This is a genomic window from Actinoallomurus spadix (assembly GCF_024055725.1).
GTDB classification, from domain to species: domain Bacteria; phylum Actinomycetota; class Actinomycetes; order Streptosporangiales; family Streptosporangiaceae; genus Actinoallomurus; species Actinoallomurus spadix.
This window is the reverse complement of sequence record NZ_JAMXMX010000004.1, coordinates 42,677-63,097: the sequence shown is the minus strand read 5'-3', so window position 1 is coordinate 63,097 and position 20,421 is coordinate 42,677. Positions and strand designations below refer to the sequence as shown.

At 70.6% G+C, this 20,421-nt stretch carries 18 protein-coding genes; 15 read left to right on the top strand and 3 right to left on the bottom strand.

The window, feature by feature from the left end; genetic code table 11:
• The first annotated feature begins 30 nt into the window (after nucleotides 1–30).
• The 14 genes from NE235_RS06385 (at nucleotide 31) to NE235_RS06320 (ending at nucleotide 13,795) form a co-directional block, all read left to right on the top strand.
• Complete coding sequence (locus NE235_RS06385) at nucleotides 31–1,074, top strand: DUF3048 domain-containing protein (protein WP_252800014.1); 1,044 nt, start codon at nucleotides 31–33, stop codon at nucleotides 1,072–1,074.
• Nucleotides 1,075–1,204: 130 nt separating this feature from the next.
• On the top strand, nucleotides 1,205–2,122 hold the full coding sequence (gene pdxS, locus NE235_RS06380) for a pyridoxal 5'-phosphate synthase lyase subunit PdxS (protein WP_308206030.1): 918 nt from the start codon (nucleotides 1,205–1,207) through the stop codon (nucleotides 2,120–2,122).
• 209 nt (nucleotides 2,123–2,331) lie between these two features.
• Nucleotides 2,332–2,976 (top strand): DUF6928 family protein, encoded by a 645-nt coding sequence (locus NE235_RS06375; protein WP_252800013.1) that lies wholly within the window; start codon nucleotides 2,332–2,334, stop codon nucleotides 2,974–2,976.
• 137 nt (nucleotides 2,977–3,113) lie between these two features.
• Nucleotides 3,114–4,340 (top strand): helix-turn-helix domain-containing protein, encoded by a 1,227-nt coding sequence (locus NE235_RS06370; RefSeq protein ID WP_252800012.1) that lies wholly within the window; start codon nucleotides 3,114–3,116, stop codon nucleotides 4,338–4,340.
• A 144-nt stretch (nucleotides 4,341–4,484) separates the two neighbouring features.
• Complete coding sequence (pdxT, locus tag NE235_RS06365) at nucleotides 4,485–5,090, top strand: pyridoxal 5'-phosphate synthase glutaminase subunit PdxT (protein ID WP_252800011.1); 606 nt, start codon at nucleotides 4,485–4,487, stop codon at nucleotides 5,088–5,090.
• Nucleotides 5,087–5,839, top strand: a complete 753-nt coding sequence (locus tag NE235_RS06360) for a YebC/PmpR family DNA-binding transcriptional regulator (RefSeq protein WP_252800010.1) — start codon at nucleotides 5,087–5,089, stop codon at nucleotides 5,837–5,839. Before pdxT ends, NE235_RS06360 begins: the two co-directional genes overlap by 4 nt.
• Nucleotides 5,840–5,907: 68 nt before the next feature.
• Entirely contained in the window at nucleotides 5,908–7,050 is a 1,143-nt protein-coding gene (locus NE235_RS06355; protein ID WP_252800009.1) for a GNAT family N-acetyltransferase, read from the top strand.
• Between the two features lie 98 nt (nucleotides 7,051–7,148).
• The gene (gene ruvC, locus NE235_RS06350; RefSeq protein ID WP_252800008.1) at nucleotides 7,149–7,673 is read left to right on the top strand and encodes a crossover junction endodeoxyribonuclease RuvC; all 525 of its coding nucleotides are present in this window, start codon (nucleotides 7,149–7,151) and stop codon (nucleotides 7,671–7,673) included.
• 94 nt (nucleotides 7,674–7,767) lie between these two features.
• Nucleotides 7,768–8,370 carry a Holliday junction branch migration protein RuvA gene (gene ruvA, locus NE235_RS06345; protein WP_252800007.1) on the top strand — a complete coding sequence of 201 codons (603 nt, stop codon included), beginning with the start codon at nucleotides 7,768–7,770 and terminating at the stop codon, nucleotides 8,368–8,370.
• A gap of 34 nt (nucleotides 8,371–8,404) precedes the next feature.
• Nucleotides 8,405–9,442 (top strand): Holliday junction branch migration DNA helicase RuvB, encoded by a 1,038-nt coding sequence (gene ruvB / locus NE235_RS06340; RefSeq protein WP_252800006.1) that lies wholly within the window; start codon nucleotides 8,405–8,407, stop codon nucleotides 9,440–9,442.
• 157 nt (nucleotides 9,443–9,599) lie between these two features.
• A complete protein-coding gene (gene yajC / locus NE235_RS06335; RefSeq protein WP_252800005.1) occupies nucleotides 9,600–10,127 on the top strand; it encodes a preprotein translocase subunit YajC in 528 nt (175 codons plus the stop codon).
• Nucleotides 10,128–10,247: 120 nt separating this feature from the next.
• Nucleotides 10,248–12,002 carry a protein translocase subunit SecD gene (gene secD / locus NE235_RS06330; protein WP_252800004.1) on the top strand — a complete coding sequence of 585 codons (1,755 nt, stop codon included), beginning with the start codon at nucleotides 10,248–10,250 and terminating at the stop codon, nucleotides 12,000–12,002.
• Nucleotides 12,003–12,007: 5 nt separating this feature from the next.
• Nucleotides 12,008–13,156 carry a protein translocase subunit SecF gene (gene secF / locus NE235_RS06325; protein WP_252800003.1) on the top strand — a complete coding sequence of 383 codons (1,149 nt, stop codon included), beginning with the start codon at nucleotides 12,008–12,010 and terminating at the stop codon, nucleotides 13,154–13,156.
• 99 nt (nucleotides 13,157–13,255) lie between these two features.
• The gene (locus tag NE235_RS06320; RefSeq protein ID WP_252800002.1) at nucleotides 13,256–13,795 is read left to right on the top strand and encodes an adenine phosphoribosyltransferase; all 540 of its coding nucleotides are present in this window, start codon (nucleotides 13,256–13,258) and stop codon (nucleotides 13,793–13,795) included.
• A gap of 102 nt (nucleotides 13,796–13,897) precedes the next feature.
• On the opposite strand, the gene NE235_RS06315 is transcribed toward NE235_RS06320, so the two are convergent.
• The gene (locus NE235_RS06315; RefSeq protein WP_252800001.1) at nucleotides 13,898–15,337 is read right to left on the bottom strand and encodes a peptidoglycan D,D-transpeptidase FtsI family protein; all 1,440 of its coding nucleotides are present in this window, start codon (nucleotides 15,335–15,337) and stop codon (nucleotides 13,898–13,900) included.
• A 186-nt stretch (nucleotides 15,338–15,523) separates the two neighbouring features.
• Here NE235_RS06315 and NE235_RS06310 point away from each other — a divergent pair, with 186 nt between their 5' ends.
• On the top strand, nucleotides 15,524–17,911 hold the full coding sequence (locus NE235_RS06310; RefSeq protein WP_406567546.1) for a RelA/SpoT family protein: 2,388 nt from the start codon (nucleotides 15,524–15,526) through the stop codon (nucleotides 17,909–17,911).
• Between the two features lie 62 nt (nucleotides 17,912–17,973).
• Here NE235_RS06310 and NE235_RS06305 read toward each other — a convergent pair whose 3' ends face one another.
• A complete protein-coding gene (locus NE235_RS06305) occupies nucleotides 17,974–19,203 on the bottom strand; it encodes a DUF349 domain-containing protein (protein ID WP_252800000.1) in 1,230 nt (409 codons plus the stop codon).
• Nucleotides 19,204–19,415: 212 nt separating this feature from the next.
• On the bottom strand, nucleotides 19,416–20,255 hold the full coding sequence (locus NE235_RS06300; RefSeq protein ID WP_252799999.1) for a peptidylprolyl isomerase: 840 nt from the start codon (nucleotides 20,253–20,255) through the stop codon (nucleotides 19,416–19,418).
• Nucleotides 20,256–20,421: the final 166 nt, after the last annotated feature.

Below are 20,421 nucleotides of genomic sequence, written 5' to 3'. Positions count from 1 at the left end.
CCTTTCCGGATTAGTGGGAGAGAACGCGTCATGTCCGTTCTCCAGCCGCACAAGCCGCACAAGAGCCCACGCACAGCCGTGCTGAGCGCCGTCGCGCTCGCCGCCCTGACCCTTTCGGCGTGCTCCAGCGGACCGAACACGGCGGCCCCGCCGAGAACCGCGGGCACGCCGGCACCGTCGGCCACACCGTCCCCGTCGGCGCGGCCGGTCCACCCCTTCACCGGCCGCCCGGGCGCGCGGAACGGCCCGGTCCTGGCCGTCAAGATCGACAACACCCGGTCCGCCAAGCCGCAGCGCGGCCTGCGCTCGGCGGACATCGTCTACGTCGAACAGGTCGAAGGCGGCCTGTCCCGGATCATGGCGGTCTACTCCTCGACCCTCCCGCCGCAGATCGGGCCGGTCCGCAGCGCCCGGATCTCGGACCTGCACCTCCTGCCGCAGTTCGGCCGGCCCGCCTTCGCCTACTCCGGCGTGCAGAGCAAGATGAAGCCCTATCTCGCCCGGACAGCGCTGGTCGACGTCTCCCCGGACACGGCGTCCGGCGCCTACGCGCGCGGGGGACCGCACCCGGCGCCGTACAACCTGTACGCGTCGCCGCGGCGGCTGCTCGCCAAGGCCCCCGGCGCGACGAAGGCCCGGGACATCGGCTTCCGGTTCGGCGCCGCGCCGCCCGGTGGCACGGCGACGACGTCCTACACCGCCCGCTACCCGTCCTCGACGCTGGTCTTCCACTGGTCGGCAGGGGAACACCGCTGGCTCGTCTCCCAGGACGGCCGCCCGGACCAGGCCGCCGAGGGCGGGCGGCTCGGCGGGCGGACGATCGTGATCCAGCGGGTACGGACGACCCGGTCGCAGTTTCACGACTTCCTCGGCAACTACACGCCGCTGCTGCGGACGGTGGGCACCGGGACCGCGACGGTGCTGCGCGACGGCAAGGCGTACGACGTCCGCTGGTCCCGTGCCTCCGAGGACCGGGGCACGACCTTCACCACCCCGTCGGGACGGCCGATGACGTTCGCTCCCGGCCAGGTCTGGGTCGTCCTCGTCAACGCGGGCCGTCCCGTGACCCCGTGACCGCGGGCCGTCTCGTCACCCCCGTGAACCCGGCGCGGCCGGGCGCCGCCGGAGCCGGGCTCCGGCCCCTCGGACCTCGAACTACCATGGAGAGCGACAAGCGTGATCGATTTCTCCTAAGAGGTAGCCCGTGTCCACTGCCACCCCCGCCCAGCCCACCGCCACTCCGGAGACCGGCACCGCCCGAGTCAAGCGGGGGATGGCGGAGATGCTCAAGGGCGGCGTGATCATGGATGTCGTCACCCCGGAACAGGCCAAGATCGCCGAAGACGCCGGCGCCGTCGCCGTCATGGCGCTCGAGCGCGTGCCCGCCGACATCCGGGCCGAGGGCGGCGTCTCCCGGATGAGCGACCCGGACATGATCGAGGGCATCATCAACGCGGTGTCGATTCCGGTCATGGCCAAGGCGCGCATCGGGCACTTCGTCGAGGCTCAGGTCCTGCAGGCGCTCGGTGTCGACTACATCGACGAATCCGAGGTCCTGACCCCGGCGGACTACGAGAACCACATCGACAAGTGGGCGTTCACCGTGCCGTTCGTGTGCGGTGCCACCAACCTCGGCGAGGCGCTCCGCCGGATCACCGAGGGCGCGGCCATGATCCGTTCCAAGGGCGAGGCCGGCACCGGTGACGTCTCCAACGCCACCACCCACATGCGCCGCCTGCGTCAGGACATCCGGCGTCTCGGCGCCCTCCCCGAGGACGAGCTGTTCGTCGCGGCCAAGGAGCTGCAGGCCCCGTACGAGCTGGTCAAGGAGGTCGCCACGGCCGGCAAGCTCCCGGTCGTGCTGTTCACCGCCGGTGGCATCGCGACCCCGGCGGACGCCGCGATGATGATGCAGCTCGGCGCGGAGGGCGTGTTCGTCGGCTCGGGCATCTTCAAGTCCGGTGACCCGGCCAAGCGCGCCGAGGCGATCGTGAAGGCCACCACCTTCTACGACGACCCCGACGTCATCGCCAAGGTCTCCCGCGGGCTCGGTGAGGCGATGGTCGGCATCAACGTCTCGACGCTGCAGGACTCCGACCGGCTCGCCGGGCGCGGCTGGTAGGGATCCGGCCTCGTCGTCCGGGCCGATGACCGGGCACACGGGAGAGGGGCCCCCGATGAGGGGGCCCGGAGGGCCCGCCGGCCGGGCCGGGGGATTTCCAGGGCCTTCGGGCCCTCCCCAGCACGGCGCGGGCGGGCTAACCTGGCCTGGGCCCGGCGGCGTGACGCCTCCACGGGACCGGTGCAGTGGCCGCAGGAGGGACGAGACCCATGGCGTGGTCCATCGCGCTGGCGTGCGCGAGCGTTGACGATCCGGTCCAGGCGTTCCGGCAGGGCCTGGTCCCGGACCCGGACGCCGCCGCCGACCTGGCGCGGCGCCTCTATCCGGAGTCGGCGATCCTCGAGAGCGGTGACACGGTGCTGGACTTCGCGCTGTGGCCGTACGAGGACGAGTTGTTCATCGGGGCGTACGGCGACGCGCTCGTCGTCTGTGACCGGCGGCTCTACGACGTCGACGACCAGGCGCGTACGCTCGCCGACCAGATCGCGGCGGCGCTGCCCGGCTCCACCTGCGGTGTGCTCGTCCTGCACAGCGTGGTGTCGGGGTGCTGGTTCCGGTGGTACGCCGGCGACCGGCCGCGACGGGACGTGTTCGTCACGGCCGAGGACGGTGTCGTCGTCGACCTGGGGGAGCGGCTCGCGGCGGAGGCGCCCTTCTGGAAGGCGATCGACGAGGGCGCGCCCGATGTGCCGCTGCCGTTCGACTATGAGGAGTTCGGTCTGGCGCTGGCCCGGGAGCACCTGTTCGGCGGGGGCCTGACCGAGCGCCGCGATGACGGGTTCCTGCCCCTGGAGCTGTCGCTCCGCCGATTCAAGATCCGTTCGCCGGCCCGGCTGGGCCGCGACTCGCACTGACCGGCGGGCACCTCCGTTTCGGCCTTCTTAATAAGGCCATTTCGGGCTGGTCGGTGGAGACGATTCGGTCGTAGCCTGAATGCAGCGCATGTGAGCGCAGCGCTTGGAACGCAGGCGGCACCAGGGGGTGCAGAACAGTGTCCGAGCCCGACAACATCGGTGACCGGCTCAGGTCGCTCCGCGAAGGACGCTCCCTGACCCGGGGGGAACTCGCGGACCACTCCGGTATGGACATCGACCTGATCGAAAAGCTCGAGCACGGCCGGCGGAGTACCGCGCGCCTCACCGCACTCACCAGGCTCGCCGACGCGCTGGACGTCGATGTCTCGCGGCTGCTCGGCGGGCGGTCCCCCGGAGAGGGCGGCACGGAGCGCGCTCACGGCGCGCCCAGCGACGTCCGCGGCATCCGCGACGTCCGGGACGTCGGCGACGTCGTCGCGGCGGCGGACTCGATGCCCGGCGTGGACGCCGACGACGCCGGCGAGGCGACCGACCTCGCCGAGCTGAACGCCGCCGTCGACGCCGCCTGGCGCGCCTACCGGGCGGGGAACATGACCCGCCTCGCCGGGGTCCTGCCCAGCCTGATCGGTGAGGCCCGTCTCGCGTCGAGCGAACTCGGGCCGAGCGCGGCCGGACCGCTCGCCGAGGCCCACCAGCTCGCCGCGCGCCTCCTCGTGCGCTACGGCAGGTGCGCCCTTGCCGAGGCCGCCGCCGAACGCGCGATCCAGGCCGCCGAGGGCGGCGGTGACGAGCTCGAGTGGGAGACGCTCCACGGCACCTACTCCTGGACCCTGCTCTGCGAGGGCCGCCCCCGGGCGTCCGAGGAACACGCCGTCTCGATCGCCGCGCGCACCGAGCCGGCGATGGACGAGGCCGCGCTCCGCGACCTGACGGTGTGGGGCGGCCTGCTGCTGGCCGCCATGGCGGCGGCGAGCGCCGCGGAGCGCACCGCGCCGGCGACCGAGTACCTCGGACTCGCCGGGTCGGCCGCCCACCGGTTCGCCCGCGATCGCCTCGACTACCACGTGGGGTTCGGCCCGGCGCGGGTGGCGAGAGAGGCGACCCACGCCTACGCGATGCTCCACGAGCCCGGCCTGGCGCTGCGGTCGGCCGGTGACGTGCACGCCGGCGAGCTGTCACGGACGTCCTACGGCCGCCATCTGATCGACGTCGCGCGGGCGCAGACGGAGATCCGCGACCTGCGGGCCGCGGAGGAGACGCTGCGCGAGGCCGAGAGCCTGTGCGCCGAGTCGTTCTCTCCCACCGGACCGGCCTGCGCCGTGGTGAGCGACGTCGTGGTCGACGTCGGGCACCTCACCCCGGAACTGCGCCGCATGGCACGGGCCGTCGCCGTCAAGGCATAGGCGAGCCGCCGAGGTCCAGACGAGCCGTCAAGGCGAAGGCGAGCCGCCGAGGTCCGGGCGAGCGGGGAAGATCACTCCCTGCTGCCGTTGTTATGACAGGCACTAGGCTCATTGTCCGTACATCTCATTCTGAAGGGCTGATTCGTGGCTGCTGTCCCGACGATCGGCGTGCTCGCGCTGCAGGGCGACGTCCGTGAGCACCGGCGTGCGCTGGAGTCCTGCGGTGCCTCGACGGAGTCCGTACGCCGTCCGGAGGAGCTCGAGCGCGTCGACGCCATCGTCATCCCCGGCGGGGAGTCCACCACGATGTGGCGGCTCGCGCGCACCTTCGAGCTGCTGGAGCCGCTGCGCAAACGGATCGAGCAGGGCATGCCGGCCTACGGCTCGTGCGCCGGCATGATCATGCTGGCCGACCGGATCTCCGACGGCGCCGAGGGTCAGGAGACCATCGGCGGCATCGACATGCTCGTGCGCCGGAACGCGTTCGGCCGCCAGGTCGACTCCTTCGAGGAGGACATCCACGTGACGGGCCTCGACGCGCCGTACCACGCGGTGTTCATCCGGGCCCCGTGGGTGGAGTCGGTCGGCGGCGACGCCGAGGTCCTCGGACGTGCGGAGTCCGGGGACGCCGCCGGTAGGATCGTTGCGGTCCGGCAGGGACACTTGCTCGCGACGTCATTCCATCCGGAGCTCACCGGCGACGCGCGGATCCACCGGCTCTTCCTCGACATGGTGAAGGGAACGCAATGAGCGGCCACTCCAAGTGGGCGACGACGAAGCATAAGAAAGCCGCCCTCGACGCCAAGCGGGGCAAGCTTTTCGCCAAGCTCATCAAGAACATCGAGGTGGCCGCCCGGACCGGTGGAGGTGACCCGGACGGCAACCCGACGCTCTACGACGCCATCCAGAAGGCGCGCAAGAACTCGGTGCCGCTCGACAACATCGAGCGGGCCCGCAAGCGCGGCGCGGGTGAGGAGGCCGGCGGCGCCGACTGGCAGACGATCATGTACGAGGGTTACGCCCCCGGCGGCGTGGCCGTGCTGATCGAGTGCCTCACCGACAACCGCAATCGCGCCGCCTCCGACGTGCGCACGGCCCTCACCCGCAACGGCGGTTCGCTGGCCGACCCGGGCTCGGTGTCGTACCTGTTCAACCGCAAGGGCGTCATCATCGTGCCCAAGGAGGGCACCTCCGAGGACGACGTCATGCTGGCGGTGCTCGACGCGGGCGCCGAGGAGGTCAACGACCTCGGTGAGTCGTTCGAGGTGATCTGCGAGTCCGGTGACCTCCTGGCGGTCCGCAAGGCCCTGCAGGACGCCGGCGTCGACTACGAGTCCGCCGAGGCGAACTTCCTGCCGAGCGTCAGCGTCCCCGTCGACGAGGACAACGCCAAGAAGGTCTTCCGTCTCCTCGAGGCGCTGGAGGACAGCGACGACGTGCAGAACGTCTTCGCGAACTTCGACGTCTCCGACGAGATCATGGAGAAGATCGAGGCCTGATCCGGCGGCCGCCGGAGCGTCTTCCGGCGGCCCCGCGGCCGTCTCGGGCGATGCCGTAGCGTACCCCCGTGGACATTCGCGTGCTCGCCCCCGAGGACCTCTCCGCCGCGTACGACGTCAATCTCCGGGCGTTCGGGCCGACCGACCAGGCGAGGTGGCTGCGCCGCACCCGCACGGCCGTACGCGAGGGCCGGGTGCTCGGCGTCTATGACGGCGGCCGGCTGATCGCCTCCGGCCGCTTTCACCGGTTCGAGCAGTGGTGGCACGGCCGGCCGGTGCCGATGGGCGGCGTCGCCGGCGTGGTCGTGGCCCCCGAGGACCGCGGCCGCGGCGTCGGGCGCCGCCTGGCCCGGGGCCTGCTGGATCTCATGGACGGCCTGCCGCTCACGGCGCTGTACCCGGCGACCGCGCCGGTGTACCGCTCCGCCGGGTACGAACACGCCGGCGCGCAGCACTTCGTCACGGTCTCGACCGAGGCGCTCCGCACGCTCGCCACCGGCCCGGTGAAGGTCCGGCGCGCCGGGCCGGACGACGCTCCGGAGATCGTCGGCCTGCTGCGCCGCCTGCACGCCGAGGCACGGGACGCCGGCCCGATCGACCGGGGCGAGGACTGGTTCCGCGACCGGCTGGACGGCGAGGACGTGTTCGCCTATCTCGCCGAGGACGGCTTCCTCTCCTACGGCTGGAGCGCGGACGGCCAGGGCCTGGTCGTGCACCGCTGCGTGGCCGGATCGGCCGAGACCGCGCGGGCCCTGTGGGCGCTGGTCGGGTCCGGCTCGTCGGTCGCCCGGAGCGTGTACGCGTGCGTCGCTCCGGACGATCCCCTCTTCTGGCTCCTGCGCGACCGTTCCCACGAGGAGGTCAAGCGCGTCTCGTGGATGCTGCGGGTCCTCGACGCGCCCGCGGCCGTCGCCGCCCGCGGGTTCCCCGGCGCGTTGTCGGCGGAGATCCCCTTGACGATCACGGACGAGGTCCGGCCGGGCAACGCCGGCACCTGGCGGCTGACCGTCGACGGCGGCCGCGGAGCCCTGACGCCCGCCGGAGGAGAGGCGGACGCCGTCCGCCTGTCCGCCCGGGGCCTGGCCGCGCTCTACGCGGGCGTCCCGATGAGCCGCATGCGCCGCTCCGGTCTCGCCGAGGGCGACGCCTCCGCCGACGCGACCCTCGACGTGGCCTTCGGCGGGACGCCGTACATGCTCGACTACTTCTGACGATCCCGCACGCGACACGCCGGGACGGGGACGGCGCGGGCGTCGTACGCGGCGAGTAGCCTCGCTGCGAACACCTGTTCGGAACGGAAGGAGCGGTCGTGCGCGTACTCGGCGTCGACCCCGGCTTGACCCGGTGCGGGGTGGGCGTGGTCGACGGCGCGCCGGGGGCACAACTGCGGCTCGTCACCGTGGACGTGATCCGCACCAGCCCCGACGACGACATCGGGACCCGGCTGGTCGGCCTCGAACGCGGCCTGGAGAAACTCCTGGACGAGTTCCGCCCCGACGCGGTGGCGGTCGAGCGGGTCTTCAGCCAGCACAACGTCTCGACCGTCATGGGCACCGCGCAGGCCGGTGCCGTCGCGATCGTCTGCGGGGCACGGCGCGGGCTGCCCGTGGCCCTGCACACGCCGAGCGAGGCCAAGGCCGCCGTCACCGGCAACGGCCGGGCGGACAAGGCCCAGGTGACCAGCATGGTCACGCGGCTGCTGCGGCTGGACACGCCCCCGCGGCCCGCCGACGCCGCCGACGCGCTGGCCCTCGCCATCTGTCACGTCTGGCGCGGCGGTGCTCAGGCGCGCATCCGGACGGCGAGGATGAGAAGGTACGGAGTCGAGAAGTGAGCGCAGACGACGACCGCCCGCCGGCGGTCACGGACGCTCGTGGTGAGCACGGAGGCCCGGCCGGTCGGCCCGCGGCGCACGGAGGGACAGAGCAGTGATCGCTTTCGTCAGCGGAAAGGTCGCCGGCGCGGGACCGGACGGCGCCGTGATCGACGTCGGCGGCGTCGGCCTGTCCGTCCAGTGCACCCCGGCCACGCTGGCCGGACTGCGCGTCGGCGACCAGGCGCACGTCCCCACCTCACTGATCGTCCGCGAGGACTCCCTCACGCTGTACGGCTTCGCCGACGACGACGAGCGCACGACCTTCGAGCTGCTGCAGACCGCGAGCGGCGTCGGTCCCCGGCTGGCGCTGGCCATGCTCGCCGTCCACCCGCCGAACGCCCTGCGCCGCGCCGTCGCGACCGAGGACGTGAACGCCCTCACCAAGGTCCCGGGGATCGGCAAGAAGGGCGCCCAGCGCATCGTTCTGGAGCTGAAGGACCGCCTCGGCATGCCCACCGACGGCCTGGACGCGCCCGTCCCGGTGACCCGCGCCGTGCCGTGGCGCGACCAGGTGCACGCCGGGCTCACGAACCTCGGCTGGTCCGGCAAGGAGGCCGACGCCGCCGTCGACGCGGTGGCCGCCGAGATCGACGGCCAGGACACCCCGGATCTCCCCACGCTGCTCAAGATGGCCATGCGAAGGCTGAGCCGATGACCCTGGACCCGCGCGCCGGCAGGGGAGCGGGCGCATGAGCGACGAGCGTTTCGTCTCGCCGATGGCCGACGGCGACGACAAGGTCATCGAGGCGGCGCTGCGGCCCAAGCGCCTGGACGAGTTCATCGGCCAGGCGCGGGTGCGCGAGCAGTTGTCGCTCGTCCTGCACAGCGCCCTGCGGCGCGGCCGCGCGCCGGATCACCTGCTGATGTCCGGGCCGCCCGGCCTCGGCAAGACCACCCTCGCGATGATCATCGCGAGCGAGCTCGGCGCGCCGCTGCGGATCTCCTCCGGCCCGGCGATCGAGCGCGCGGGCGACCTCGCCGCGGTGCTGTCCACCCTCTCCGAGGGCGAGGTGCTGTTCCTCGACGAGATCCACCGGATGGCCCGGCCGGCCGAGGAGATGCTGTACGTCGCGATGGAGGACTTCCGGGTCGACGTCGTGGTCGGCAAGGGCCCGGGCGCGACCGCGATCCCGCTCGACATCCCGCCGTTCACCCTGGTGGGGGCCACGACGCGCGCCGGGCTGCTGCCCGCGCCGCTGCGCGACCGGTTCGGGTTCGTCGCGCACATGGACTTCTACGAGCCGGCCGACCTGGAAAAGATCATCAACCGGTCGGCCCGGCTCCTCGACGTGGAGATGGACGAGGCGGGCGCCGCCGAGATCGCCCGGCGCGCCCGGGGCACGCCCCGGATCGCCAACCGGCTGCTGCGGCGGGTCCGCGACTACGCCGAGGTGCGCGCCGACGGCGTGATCACCGAGGAGGTCGCGCGGCAGGCCCTCACGCTGTACGAAGTCGACGCCGACGGCCTGGACCGGCTCGACAGGTCGGTGCTGGAGGCGCTGCTGACGAAGTTCGGCGGCGGCCCCGTCGGCCTGTCGACGCTCGCCGTCGCCGTGGGGGAGGAGCCGGAGACCGTCGAGGTCGTGGCCGAGCCCTTCCTGGTGCGCAAGGGGCTCATCGCCCGCACCCCGCGGGGGCGGATCGCGACACCGGCCGCCTGGCGCCATCTCGGTCTCGCTCCGCCGCCCACGGCGGCGGGTACGCTTTTCGAGGTAGCGGAGGAGTGACGCGGAACTTCTCGGTGCGCGGGTTCGTCCCGTCATTGCCGGGGTTTCAGATACTCCTTTACACTCCGGAGCTTGGCCGCCGTCAGCAGATGGCACGCCGTTCGCGGCGCGAACGGGTCGACGGCGGGCTCATCACTCATATCGGAAGGATGCCCCGGTGACGGGCAACACACCACTTACAGCGCTCACTCACGTCGCTGCGGCGAAGAGCGGCGGCAACCCGCTGATGTCGCTGCTTCCCCTGATCCTCATCGTCGTGGTCTTCTATTTCCTGCTGATCCGTCCGCAGCGCAGGCGGCAGCAGCAGCAGGCCCAGCTTCAGAACCAGATCGTGCCCGGCCAGCGGGTCATGACGACCGCCGGTCTCCTCGCGACGGTCGCGGCCGTGGAGGACGACGCGATCGTCCTGGAGATCGCGCCGGGTGTCGAGGCCCGCTTCGTCAAGCAGGCCGTCTCCCAGGTCCTGGACGACTCCTCCGATGAGGAAGAGGATGAGGAGGCCGACGAGACCGAAGAGCTCGAGCAGGAGCACACCGCCGGTGAGGCGGTGGCCGATGACGAGCCCGAGGTCGCGCGGGACGACATCGAGCCGAAGACCGACGCGAAGACGGTCGCGGAGGACAAGACAGCAGCGGAAACGTTGAAGGACGGCGAGCACAAGGCCGGCAAGAAGCCGTCGGCCTGACCCGCACCTGACCGTACAGAAGGACGAAAGACGACCGTGGCTCCGCCTAGCAGAAACACCGCAAAACCAGGGCGCGTACTCCTCGCGCTGCTCGCGATAGCCGTAGCCCTGGTGGGCCTGATGTTCTGGCAGGGCCAGAAGAAGCCCAAACTGGCCCTCGACCTGGCAGGCGGCACCACGGTGACGCTCACCGCGGAGCCCACGAAGCCCGGCGCCAAGATCGGTGACTCCGAGATGGGCCAGGCGATCAAGATCATGCGTGAGCGCGTGAACGGCCTGGGCGTCTCCGAGGCCGAGGTGACCAAGCAGGGCAACAACGTCATCGTCGTCCAGGTGCCGGGTCAGGGCCAGGAGCGGGTCGTCAAGACCATCGGGACCACGGCGAAGCTCGAGTTCCGCCAGGTCCTCGTCGCCGCGCCGGTCGGCGTCACGCAGCAGGCGCCGGCCCCGGCCCCCAGCCCGACGAGCACCGGCAAGACCAAGGGCGGGGCGAGCCCCTCCGCCAAGCCGTCGGGCAGCGCGAGCGCCAAGGCATCCGGCAGCGCGAGCCCTTCGGCGTCGGCCAGTGCGACGCCGAAGGGCCGTGCGCTGGCGCAGGCCCTCACCAAGGCGTCCGCGACGCCGAAGCCGTCCGCGTCCGCGAAGGCCTCGGCCAGCCCGAGTGCCTCCCAGTCGCTCACTCCGCAGCAGCTCCAGCAGTTGCAGCAGCAGCTTCAGCAGCAGCAACAGCAGCAGCAGTCGACCGGCGAGGACTTCTCCGGTGTCGACCCGGCCGTCAAGGCGCAGTTCGACAAGCTCACCTGCGTCGGTAACGACATCGGCCAGGGCAGGACGCTGGACCCGGCCAAGCAGGCCGCGGTGTGCGCCAAGCCCGACCCCAAGACCCACAAGGTCGACTACAAGTTCATCCTGAGCCCGGCGAAGATCTCCGGTGAGCAGATCACCAAGGCGCAGGCCATGCCGCCGGACCCCCAGAACGGCCGGATGCAGTGGGTCGTCAGCCTCGACATGAACGGCTCCGCGACCAAGGCGTTCGCCACCTTCACCCAGCAGGCGGCTGCGCTCGGGGAGAACAACACCCGCAACCACTTCGCCATCGTCCTCGACGGCACGGTCTACTCCTGGCCGGGCGTCAAGGAGGCGATCACGTCGGGCAACGCGCAGATCGAGGGCCAGTTCAACCAGGAGGACGCCACCGACCTGGCCAACGTCCTGAAGTACGGCGCGCTGCCGCTGAAGTTCAAGCAGAGCTCGATCGAGTCGGTCTCGGCCACCCTCGGCAAGGACCAGCTCACCGCCGGCCTGGTCGCGGGCGCGATCGGCCTGGGCCTGGTCGTGCTCTACTGCCTCTTCTACTACCGGGGCCTGGGCCTCGTCGCGATCTCCAGCCTGGCGGTCGCCACGATCTTCACGTACGAGGCGGTCGTGCTGCTCGGGAAGTTCATCAACTTCCGGATGTCCCTGGCCGGCATCGCCGGTGCCATCGTGGCGGTCGGCATCACCGCCGACTCCTTCGTCGTCTTCTTCGAACGGCTGCGGGACGAGGTTCGTGAGGGCCGCACCCTCCGCACCGCCGTCGAACGGGGCTGGGTCCGCGCCCGGCGCACCATCATCGTGGCGGACGCGGTGTCGTTCATCGCCGCGCTGCTGCTGTACTGGTTCGCCATCGGCGGCGTGAAGGGCTTCGCCTTCACCCTCGGCCTCACCACACTGATCGACGTGGTCGTGGTGTTCTTCTTCACCAAGCCGCTGGTCACGCTGCTGGCCCGCACGAAGTTCTTCGGCCGGGGCCACCGCTTCTCCGGCCTCGACCCGAGGACGCTGGGCATGACCAAGCGCGTACCCAACCGTCCCGTCGGCACGAAGGAGGCCTGAGCCTGATGTCACGCCTGGGCAACATCGGTGCTCGCCTGCACCGCGGCGAGATCTCGCTCGACTTCGTCGGGCGGCAGAAGACCTGGTACGCCGTCTCCGGGCTGATCCTGGTCGTCAGCGTCGTTTCGCTGCTCACCCTCGGCCTGAACTTCGGCGTCGAGTTCAAGGGCGGCACGGTCTTCCAGTTCCCGACGAAGCCGGGGGTCACGACCTCCGACGCCCGCGCGGCGGTCAAGGACTCCGGGGTCGTCAAGGAGGACCCCATCGTCCAGAAGACCGGCACCGGCTGGCGGGTCCAGACCGAGAGCCTGAGCTCCACGGACGTCACCAAGGTCCAGGACTCCGTGCAGCAGCGGCTGCACCTGGCCAAGGCCGACGACGTCAGCCCGCAGAGCGTCGGCGCGAGCTGGGGTAAGGACATCTCGCAGAAGGCCCTCGAGGGCCTGCTGATCTTCATCGTCGCGATCGTCATCTACCTGTCGATCGCGTTCGAGTGGCGGATGGCGGTCGCCGCGATCATCGCGCTGGCGCACGACATCCTCATCACGGTCGGCGTCTACTCCCTCGTGCAGTTCGAGGTGACGCCGTCCTCGGTGGTCGGCCTGCTGACCATCCTCGGCTACTCCCTGTACGACACGGTCGTCGTGTTCGACAAGGTCCGGGAGAACACGCGCTCACTGACCACCTCGAACACCATGACCTACAGCCAGGCGGCGAACCTCGCGGTCAACCAGACCCTGGTCCGGTCGATCAACACCTCGATCATCGCGCTGCTGCCGGTCGCGGGCCTGCTGTTCATCGGCGCCGGCGTGCTCGGCGCCGGCACGCTGAAGGACCTGGCCCTGGTCCTGTTCGTCGGCATGCTGGCCGGCGCGTACTCCTCGATCTGCATCGCCACGCCGATCGTGGCCGACCTGCAGGAGCGGCAGGAGAAGTACCGGACGCTGGCCAAGCGGGTCGCTGCCAAGGCCAACAGCGCCAAGCGCAAGGCCAAGCCCGAGGTCGAGGTCGCCGAACTCCCGCAGGACGACGTCCCGGACGAGGCGGAGGCATCTTCTGTCGGGGCCGGTGTCCGGGTCGTGCAGAATGGTCCGCGGCAACAGCCGCGCCGGGGCGGGTCCAAGGGACGGCCCAGCGGCAAGAAGAAGCGCTGACCCCGACGGCTCGGCGCGGAGCCGAAGAACAAGCGACGAGGCCATCTCGCGGCGGATCACCTGATCCACCGCGGGGTGGCCGTCCCCTTGAGGAGGAACGTGACCTCGCGACCGGTCGACCTGACGAAGCTGATCAATGAGCGGATCCGCGAGGTCCCCGACTATCCCAAACCCGGGGTGATCTTCAAGGACATCAGCCCGCTGCTGGCCGACCACACCGCGTTCGCGGCCGTCGTCGACGCCATCGTGGCCTACTACGGCCGGGGGACGATCGACAAGGTCGTCGGGATCGAGGCCCGCGGCTTCATCCTGGCGGCTCCCGTCGCCTACCACTTCGGTGCCGGCTTCGTCCCGGTCCGCAAGAAGGGCAAGCTTCCGGCGGCGACGTACACCGAGAGCTACGACCTCGAGTACGGCAGCGAGACGATCGAGATGCACCAGGATGCCCTCGCCCCCGGCGAGCAGGTGCTCATCGTCGACGACGTGCTGGCCACCGGCGGCACGGCCGCGGCGGCCACCGACCTCGTCCGCCGCTCGGGCGCCGAGGTGGCGGGCCTGTCCGTCCTCATCGAGCTCGGCTTCCTCAAGGGCCGCGACCGGTTGCCCGACCTGGACGTCCACGCCCTCATCCAGGGCTGACCCCTCACCCGCACGACGAGCCCGTACGCACGCCCTCAGGGGCGCGTACGGGCTCGTCGGTGCGTGGTGCCTGGGCCGGTGCCCTACGGGACGAACGGTCTCCTACCGGACGCCCAGCGCCTGGACCATGCGGTTGACGATCGGGCCGGCGGCGTCCGCGCCGAAGCCGCTGCCCTCGGTGACCACCGCGAAGGCGATCTTCGGGTTGTCGGCCGGGGCGAACCCGGCGAACCACCGCTCGTTGTACGACAGGCCGGTCTCGGCGGTGCCCGTCTTCCCGGCGATGTCACCGGACACCTTGCCGGCTCCCGTGCCGCTCGCCACGACCTCCCGCATCATGTCCCGCAGCTGGCTCGCGGTCTGCGCGCTGGTCGCCCGGAGGAGCTCCTTCGGCGAGGCCACCTGGATCTCGGACTGGTCCGGGGCGGTGACGCGCTGGATGAGGTACGGCTTCATCACCACGCCTCCGTTGGCCGCCGCGGCGGCGGCGAGGGCCATCTGCAGGGGCGTCGCGGAGACGCTGCCCTGACCGATGCCGCTGCGCCCGACGTCGTCGCCGCCCATGTCCTTCGGGTAGACGCTGGCGGCGCTGCGCAGGTCGTTCTCGATCGGGATGTGCCGGCCGAACCCGAAGCCGGACGCCTCGGCGCCCAGGGTCTTCTGACCCATGTCCAGGGCGAGCTTGCCGAAGGTGCTGTTGCACGACTGCGCGAACGCCGTGATGAGCGGCAGCCGCCCGCCGTTGCACGGCCCGGAGTCGGCGTCGTTGTGCAGGGGATTGCCCGAGGGCAGGGTGAGTACGCCGGGGGTGTCGACGAGGCTGTCCTTGGTCAGCCCCTTCTCGTCCATCCCGGCGGCGGCAGTGATGATCTTGAAGGTCGATCCGGGTGCGAAACTTTCATCGATCGCCTTGTCGATGAGCGGGCTGCCGGACGCCTTGAGGAGCCGCTTGTACGCCTTCGCCGACGTGGTCATGTCGTGCACCGCGATGCTGTTGGCGTCGAACGACGGGAAGGACGCCATCACCTTGATCGCACCGGTCCGTACGTCGATGGCGATGGCGGCGGCACGGCGTGACGTGCTCGCGCGCAGAGCGTCGTACGTCGCCCGCTGCGCGTCCGGGTCGATCGTCGTGTGCACCGTGGCGCCCTGGTCCGTACGGCCGACGATCGCGTCGAACCAGTGCTGGACGGTCAGCCTCGGATCCGTGCCGGCCAGCAGGCCGTCGGCGGCGGCCTCCACGCCGGTCACGCCGCCGCTAGGCGCGAAGTAGCCGGTGACGGGCGCGAACACCTCGGATTCGGGGTACTCGCGCTGGTAGCGGAAGTCCTTCTTCCCGGTGTCGCGCGACCTGGCGATCACCGTGCCGCCCGCCATGATCGGCCCTCGGTTCCGGTTGAACTGCGCGAGGAAGTGCCGGACGTTCAGCGGGTCGTCGCGCAGCTTCTGCTCCTGTGCGCCCTGGAGGTAGGTGATGTTCACCATCAGCGCCAGGACCAGGAGCAGCGCGAAGATCGTCGTTCTTCGGAGTGTCTTGTTCATCGCGTCCAACCTCCGCCGGTGCCGTCCCAGCATCTCGCGAGATCGTCCGGGCCTCCCTCCGGCCTCCCGGCATCGCGCGAGATCGCCCGGTCCTCCCATCGCCCGGTGACCGGAATGGGTGATGGGCACCGACTGGAAAACGACTACGGATAAACTGTGGTTCCGACGCATGAATGGGGAGGCTGGGTGCCCGGTGAGGTGGTCTCGTCCGACGCGGTGACCGACGCCGCGCTGACCTCGCAAGCCCAGGCGAAGGCGGAGCCTTCATCCTCGGCGGCGCCTGCCGATCCCCCTGAGCCGAAGCCGGATGACGGTGACGCGACCCCTTCGAGCGCGACCGCGCCGTCCGCCGCCCGGGTGCGCAGACGGCTCGCCCGGCTCGGCGCCCAGCGTGGTCCAATGATGAATCCCGTACTCGAACCTTTGATCAAGACGCTCCGGAACACCCATCCCAAGGCGGATGTGCGTACCGTCGAGCGCGCCTACGACGTCGCCGCCCACCATCACCGCCACCAGAAGCGCAAGAGCGGTGATCCCTACATCACGCATCCCCTCGCCGTCGCGACGATCCTGGCCGAGCTGGGGATGAACACCGAGGTGCTGTGCGCCGCGCTGCTGCACGACACCGTCGAGGACACCCCCTACACCCTCGACCAGCTCCGGACCGACTTCGGCGACGTGATCGCCGCCCTGGTCGACGGCGTGACCAAGCTCGACAAGGTCAAATACGGCGAGGCCGCCGAGGCCGAGACCGTGCGCAAGATGGTCGTCGCGATGTCCCGCGACATCCGGGTGCTGGTCATCAAGCTGTCGGACCGGCTGCACAACATGCGCACCCTGCGCTATCTGCCCCGGCCGAAGCAGGAGCGCAAGGCACGCGAGACCTTGGAGATCTTCGCGCCGCTCGCGCATCGCCTGGGCATGAACACGCTGAAGTGGGAGCTGGAGGACCTGGCCTTCCAGACGCTGTATCCCAAGCGGTTCGACGAGATCGCCCGGCTGGTGTCCGAGCGCGCCCCACGGCGCGACGTCTACCTGCAGGACGTGATCACGCACGTCTCGGCCGACCTGCGCGAGGCCAAGATCAAGGCGACGGTCAAGGGCCGCCCGAAGCACTACTACTCGATCTACCAGAAGATGATCGCCCGTGAGGTCGGCTTCGAGGAGATCTACGACCTCGTCGGCATCCGCGTGCTCGTCGACACCGTCCGTGACTGCTACGCCGCCCTCGGCACGATCCACGCGCGATGGAACCCGGTCCCCGGCCGGTTCAAGGACTACATCGCGATGCCGAAGTTCAACATGTACCAGTCGCTGCACACGACGGTGATCGGCCCGGAGGGCAAGCCCGTCGAGCTGCAGATCCGCACCCGCGCGATGCACAACCGCGCGGAGTACGGCATCGCGGCCCACTGGAAGTACAAGGAGGAGACGGTCGGGGGCGGGTCGCCCGCCAAGACGGGGGACATGGCCTGGCTCCGGCAGCTCCTCGACTGGCAGAAGGAGACCACCGACCCGGCGGAGTTCCTGGAGTCGCTGCGCTTCGACCTGTCGGTCTCGGAGGTCTTCGTCTTCACCCCGAAGGGGCAGGTCCTGGCCCTTCCGCAGGGCGCGACCCCGGTCGACTTCGCGTACGCCATCCACACCGAGGTCGGGCACCGCACGATCGGCGCCCGCGTCAACGGCCGGCTCGTGCCGCTGGAGTCGACCCTCGACAACGGCGACACGGTGGAGATCTTCACCTCGAAGTCGCCCGACGCCGGGCCCAGCCGCGACTGGCTCCACTTCGTCAAGAGCGCCCGCGCCCGTAACAAGATCAAGCACTGGTTCTCCAAGGAACGCCGCGAGACCGCCATCGAGCAGGGCAAGGACGCCCTCGCCCGGGCGATGCGCAAGCAGAACCTCCCGCTGCAGCGGCTGCTGTCCGGCGAGGCGCTGGTGGCGCTGGCACACGACCTGCGCTACTCCGACGTCTCGGCGCTGTACGCCGCGATCGGCGAGAGTCACGTGTCCGCGCAGAGCGTCGTGAGCAAGCTCGTCGACTCCATGGGCGGGGTCGAGAGCGCGGCCGAGGACCTGGACGAGACCGTCATCCCGACAAAGAAGCGGCGGTCCAGGCCCGCGGGCGACCCGGGCGTGGTCGTCGCCGGCGACCCGGACGTGTGGGTGCGCCTGTCCCGGTGCTGCACGCCGGTGCCCGGCGACGAGATCGTCGGGTTCGTCACCCGCGGCAACGGGGTCTCGGTGCACCGGGAGGACTGCGTCAACGTCGAGAACCTCCGTACGCAGCCCGACCGCATGGTCGACGTCAAGTGGTCGCCGGGGGAGGACTCGATCTTCCTCGTGGCGATCCAGGTCGAGGCGCTGGACCGCACCCGGCTGCTGTCCGACATCACGCGGGTGCTGTCGGACCAGCACGTGAACATCCTGTCGGCCTCCGTCGCGACCAACCGCGACCGGGTGGCGATCAGCAGGTTCAGCTTCGAGATGGGCGATCCGAAGCACCTGGGTCACGTTCTGAAGGCCGTCCGCAACGTCGACGGCGTCTATGACGTCTACCGCGTCACGAATTAGCGCAGAACAGTCGAAAGGCCCGATCTCACCGTGAGATCGGGCCTTTCAGGTTGTTCGTCGGCTCAGGAGAACTCGGCGAGGGTGCGCTCGGCCTCCTCCAGCCAGGCGCGGCGCGCGGTCAGGGCCTCCTCGGCGTCCTTGACGTCCTTGTCGCGGCCGCCGCGGCGCGCCTTGTCCAAGCGTGCCTCGAGCTGCTGGATGGAGGACCGCAGCTGCGTGACGGTGGCCTCGGCGCGGGCCCGGGCCTCCGGGTTGGTGCGCCGCCACTCCGACTCCTCGGCGGCGCGTACGGCCTCCTCGACCCGGCGCAGCCGGCCCTCGAGCTGGTCACGGGAGTCACGCGGAACCATCCCGATGGACTCCCAGCGCTCCTGGATCGTGCGGAGCATCTGGCGCGCGGTGCGCACGTCCCGTACGGGGAGGATCCGCTCGGCGTCCTCGAGGACCTTCTCCTTGGCCTCGGCATTCTGCCGGAACTCCGCGTCGCGCTCGGCGAAGACCGCGGAGCGGGCGGCGAAGAAGACGTCCTGGGCGCCCTTGAACCGCGCCCACAGGTCGTCCTCGACCTCGCGGGCCGCGCGGCCGGCCATCTTCCAGCGACGCATGAGGTCGCGGTAGGCGGCGGCCGTCGGGCCCCAGTCGGTCGAGCCGCTGAGCGCCTCGGCCTCGGCGACCAGGCGCTCCTTCTCCTGGCGGGCGAGCTCCCGCTCCTCCTCCAGGTTGGAGAAGTACGCCTTGCGGCGCTTGGTGAAGGCGTTGCGCGCGGTCGACAGGCGCTTCCACAGAGCCGTCTCGGTGGGCCGGTCGACGCGCTCGGCGGCCTTCCACTCCTCGACGAGCTGGCGGAGGCGCTCGCCGCCGTTCTTCCAGTGCGTCTCCTCGGCCGCGATCCGCTCGGCCTCGGCGACGATGCGCTCCTTGACCTCGCGGGCGTGACCGCGGGCCTGGTCCCGGGCGACCTTGAGCTCCTCGCGGCGGCGGCCGAGCAGCCCGGTGAGGGTTTCCAGCCGCCGTGCCAGGCTGTCGAGGTCACCGACGGCGTGGGCCTCGGTCACCGACTCTCGGAGCCGGGCGATGCTGTGCTCGGCCTGCGCGGGTGCCAGGTCCGTCGTCTTGATCCGCTGCTCGAGCAGGTCGATCTCGGTGACCAGCGCGTCGTACTTGCGCCGGTAGTACGCGAGGGCCTCCTCGGGAGCGCCGGCCTGCCAGGAGCCGACGGTCCGCTCGCCCTCGGCGGTCTTGACGTAGACGGTGCCGTTCTCATCGACACGTCCCCAGGGATCAGCGGTCACCGTGGCCCTCCCGGTCGTGAAGCGTGCCCGCCATGCGCGGCCGGACGACCCGGACGGAGCCGTCTCCGCCTCTCCGGCACCGGATTCCCCAAGGATCGGTGGCGCTGCACACCGTTGCCTCCTGTTTCAAGGCCCGGGCCGTTCGTCGGGCGCCGGACCCACCGTGACGACCTCGGGAGCCGTACTCCCGCAGGCCACCCTAACCTTCCCCATTACCCCATCTTCGCGACGGTGAGGTGTTTTATTTCAATTTTCTTCTTTGGGGCGGTCATCCCGGACTGCGGGTCGGGAGCGGTCGCGCCGGCCTTGGCGACGGAGTCGACGACGTCCAGCCCCTTGGTGATCTCACCGAAGACCGTGTAGTCGGCGGGCAGCTTCGCGTCGCCGTACATGATGAAGAACTGGCTGCCGTTGCTGTTCGGCTGGCTGCTGTGCGCCATGGCGATCATGCCGCGCTTGTAGGTCGCCTGCCCGGAGGAGTCGCCCTTGGGGACGTTCTCGTTGCCGAAGCCGTACTTCGGGCCCCCGCTGCCGGTGGCGGACGGGTCGCCGCACTGCAGCACCTTGATCCCGGTGTCGAGCCGGTGGCACTTGGTGCTGTCGAAGAACTTCTTGGACGCCAGGTATTTGAACGAGTTGACGGTGCAGGAGGCCTTCGTGCCGTCCAGCTTCGCGACGATCTTGCCCTGGTCGGTGTCGATCGTCATCTTGTACGTGCCCTTGACCGGCTTGACCGGCGGCGTGCCGACGTCCTTGGCGTTCGGGGAGCCGGTCAACGGCTGGTAGGCGCATTCGCCCGGCTTCGCCGACACGGTCGGCTGCGCACTCGCCGATTTCGACGCGGACGCGGATGCGGCGGCGGTCGGCGACTTCTTGTCCGACTTGTTCATCGCGAACGCGATGGCACCGCTTCCGCCGGCGATCACTGCGACGGCGACGACCGTGCCAATGATCTTCATCCTGCGTGCTCGCGCCCGCCGGGCCGCACGGCGCTGCATCTGGCGCTCATAGCGCTGCCGGGCCAGCTGCTTCTTGCGGTCTTTACCCGCCACCGGTGTCGCACCTCATCGATTCGCGTCGTGAACAGGGAAACGTGTTGCGCATCGTAGCGGTCCTGGCCGGTATTTTCCCGAGTGGCCCACAGAGGCCGCCAAATCGGTCCAAGACCGGACGCCCCGCGGCGCTCCCGCGTATGTCGTTCGCGGTCGGCCGGGTGCC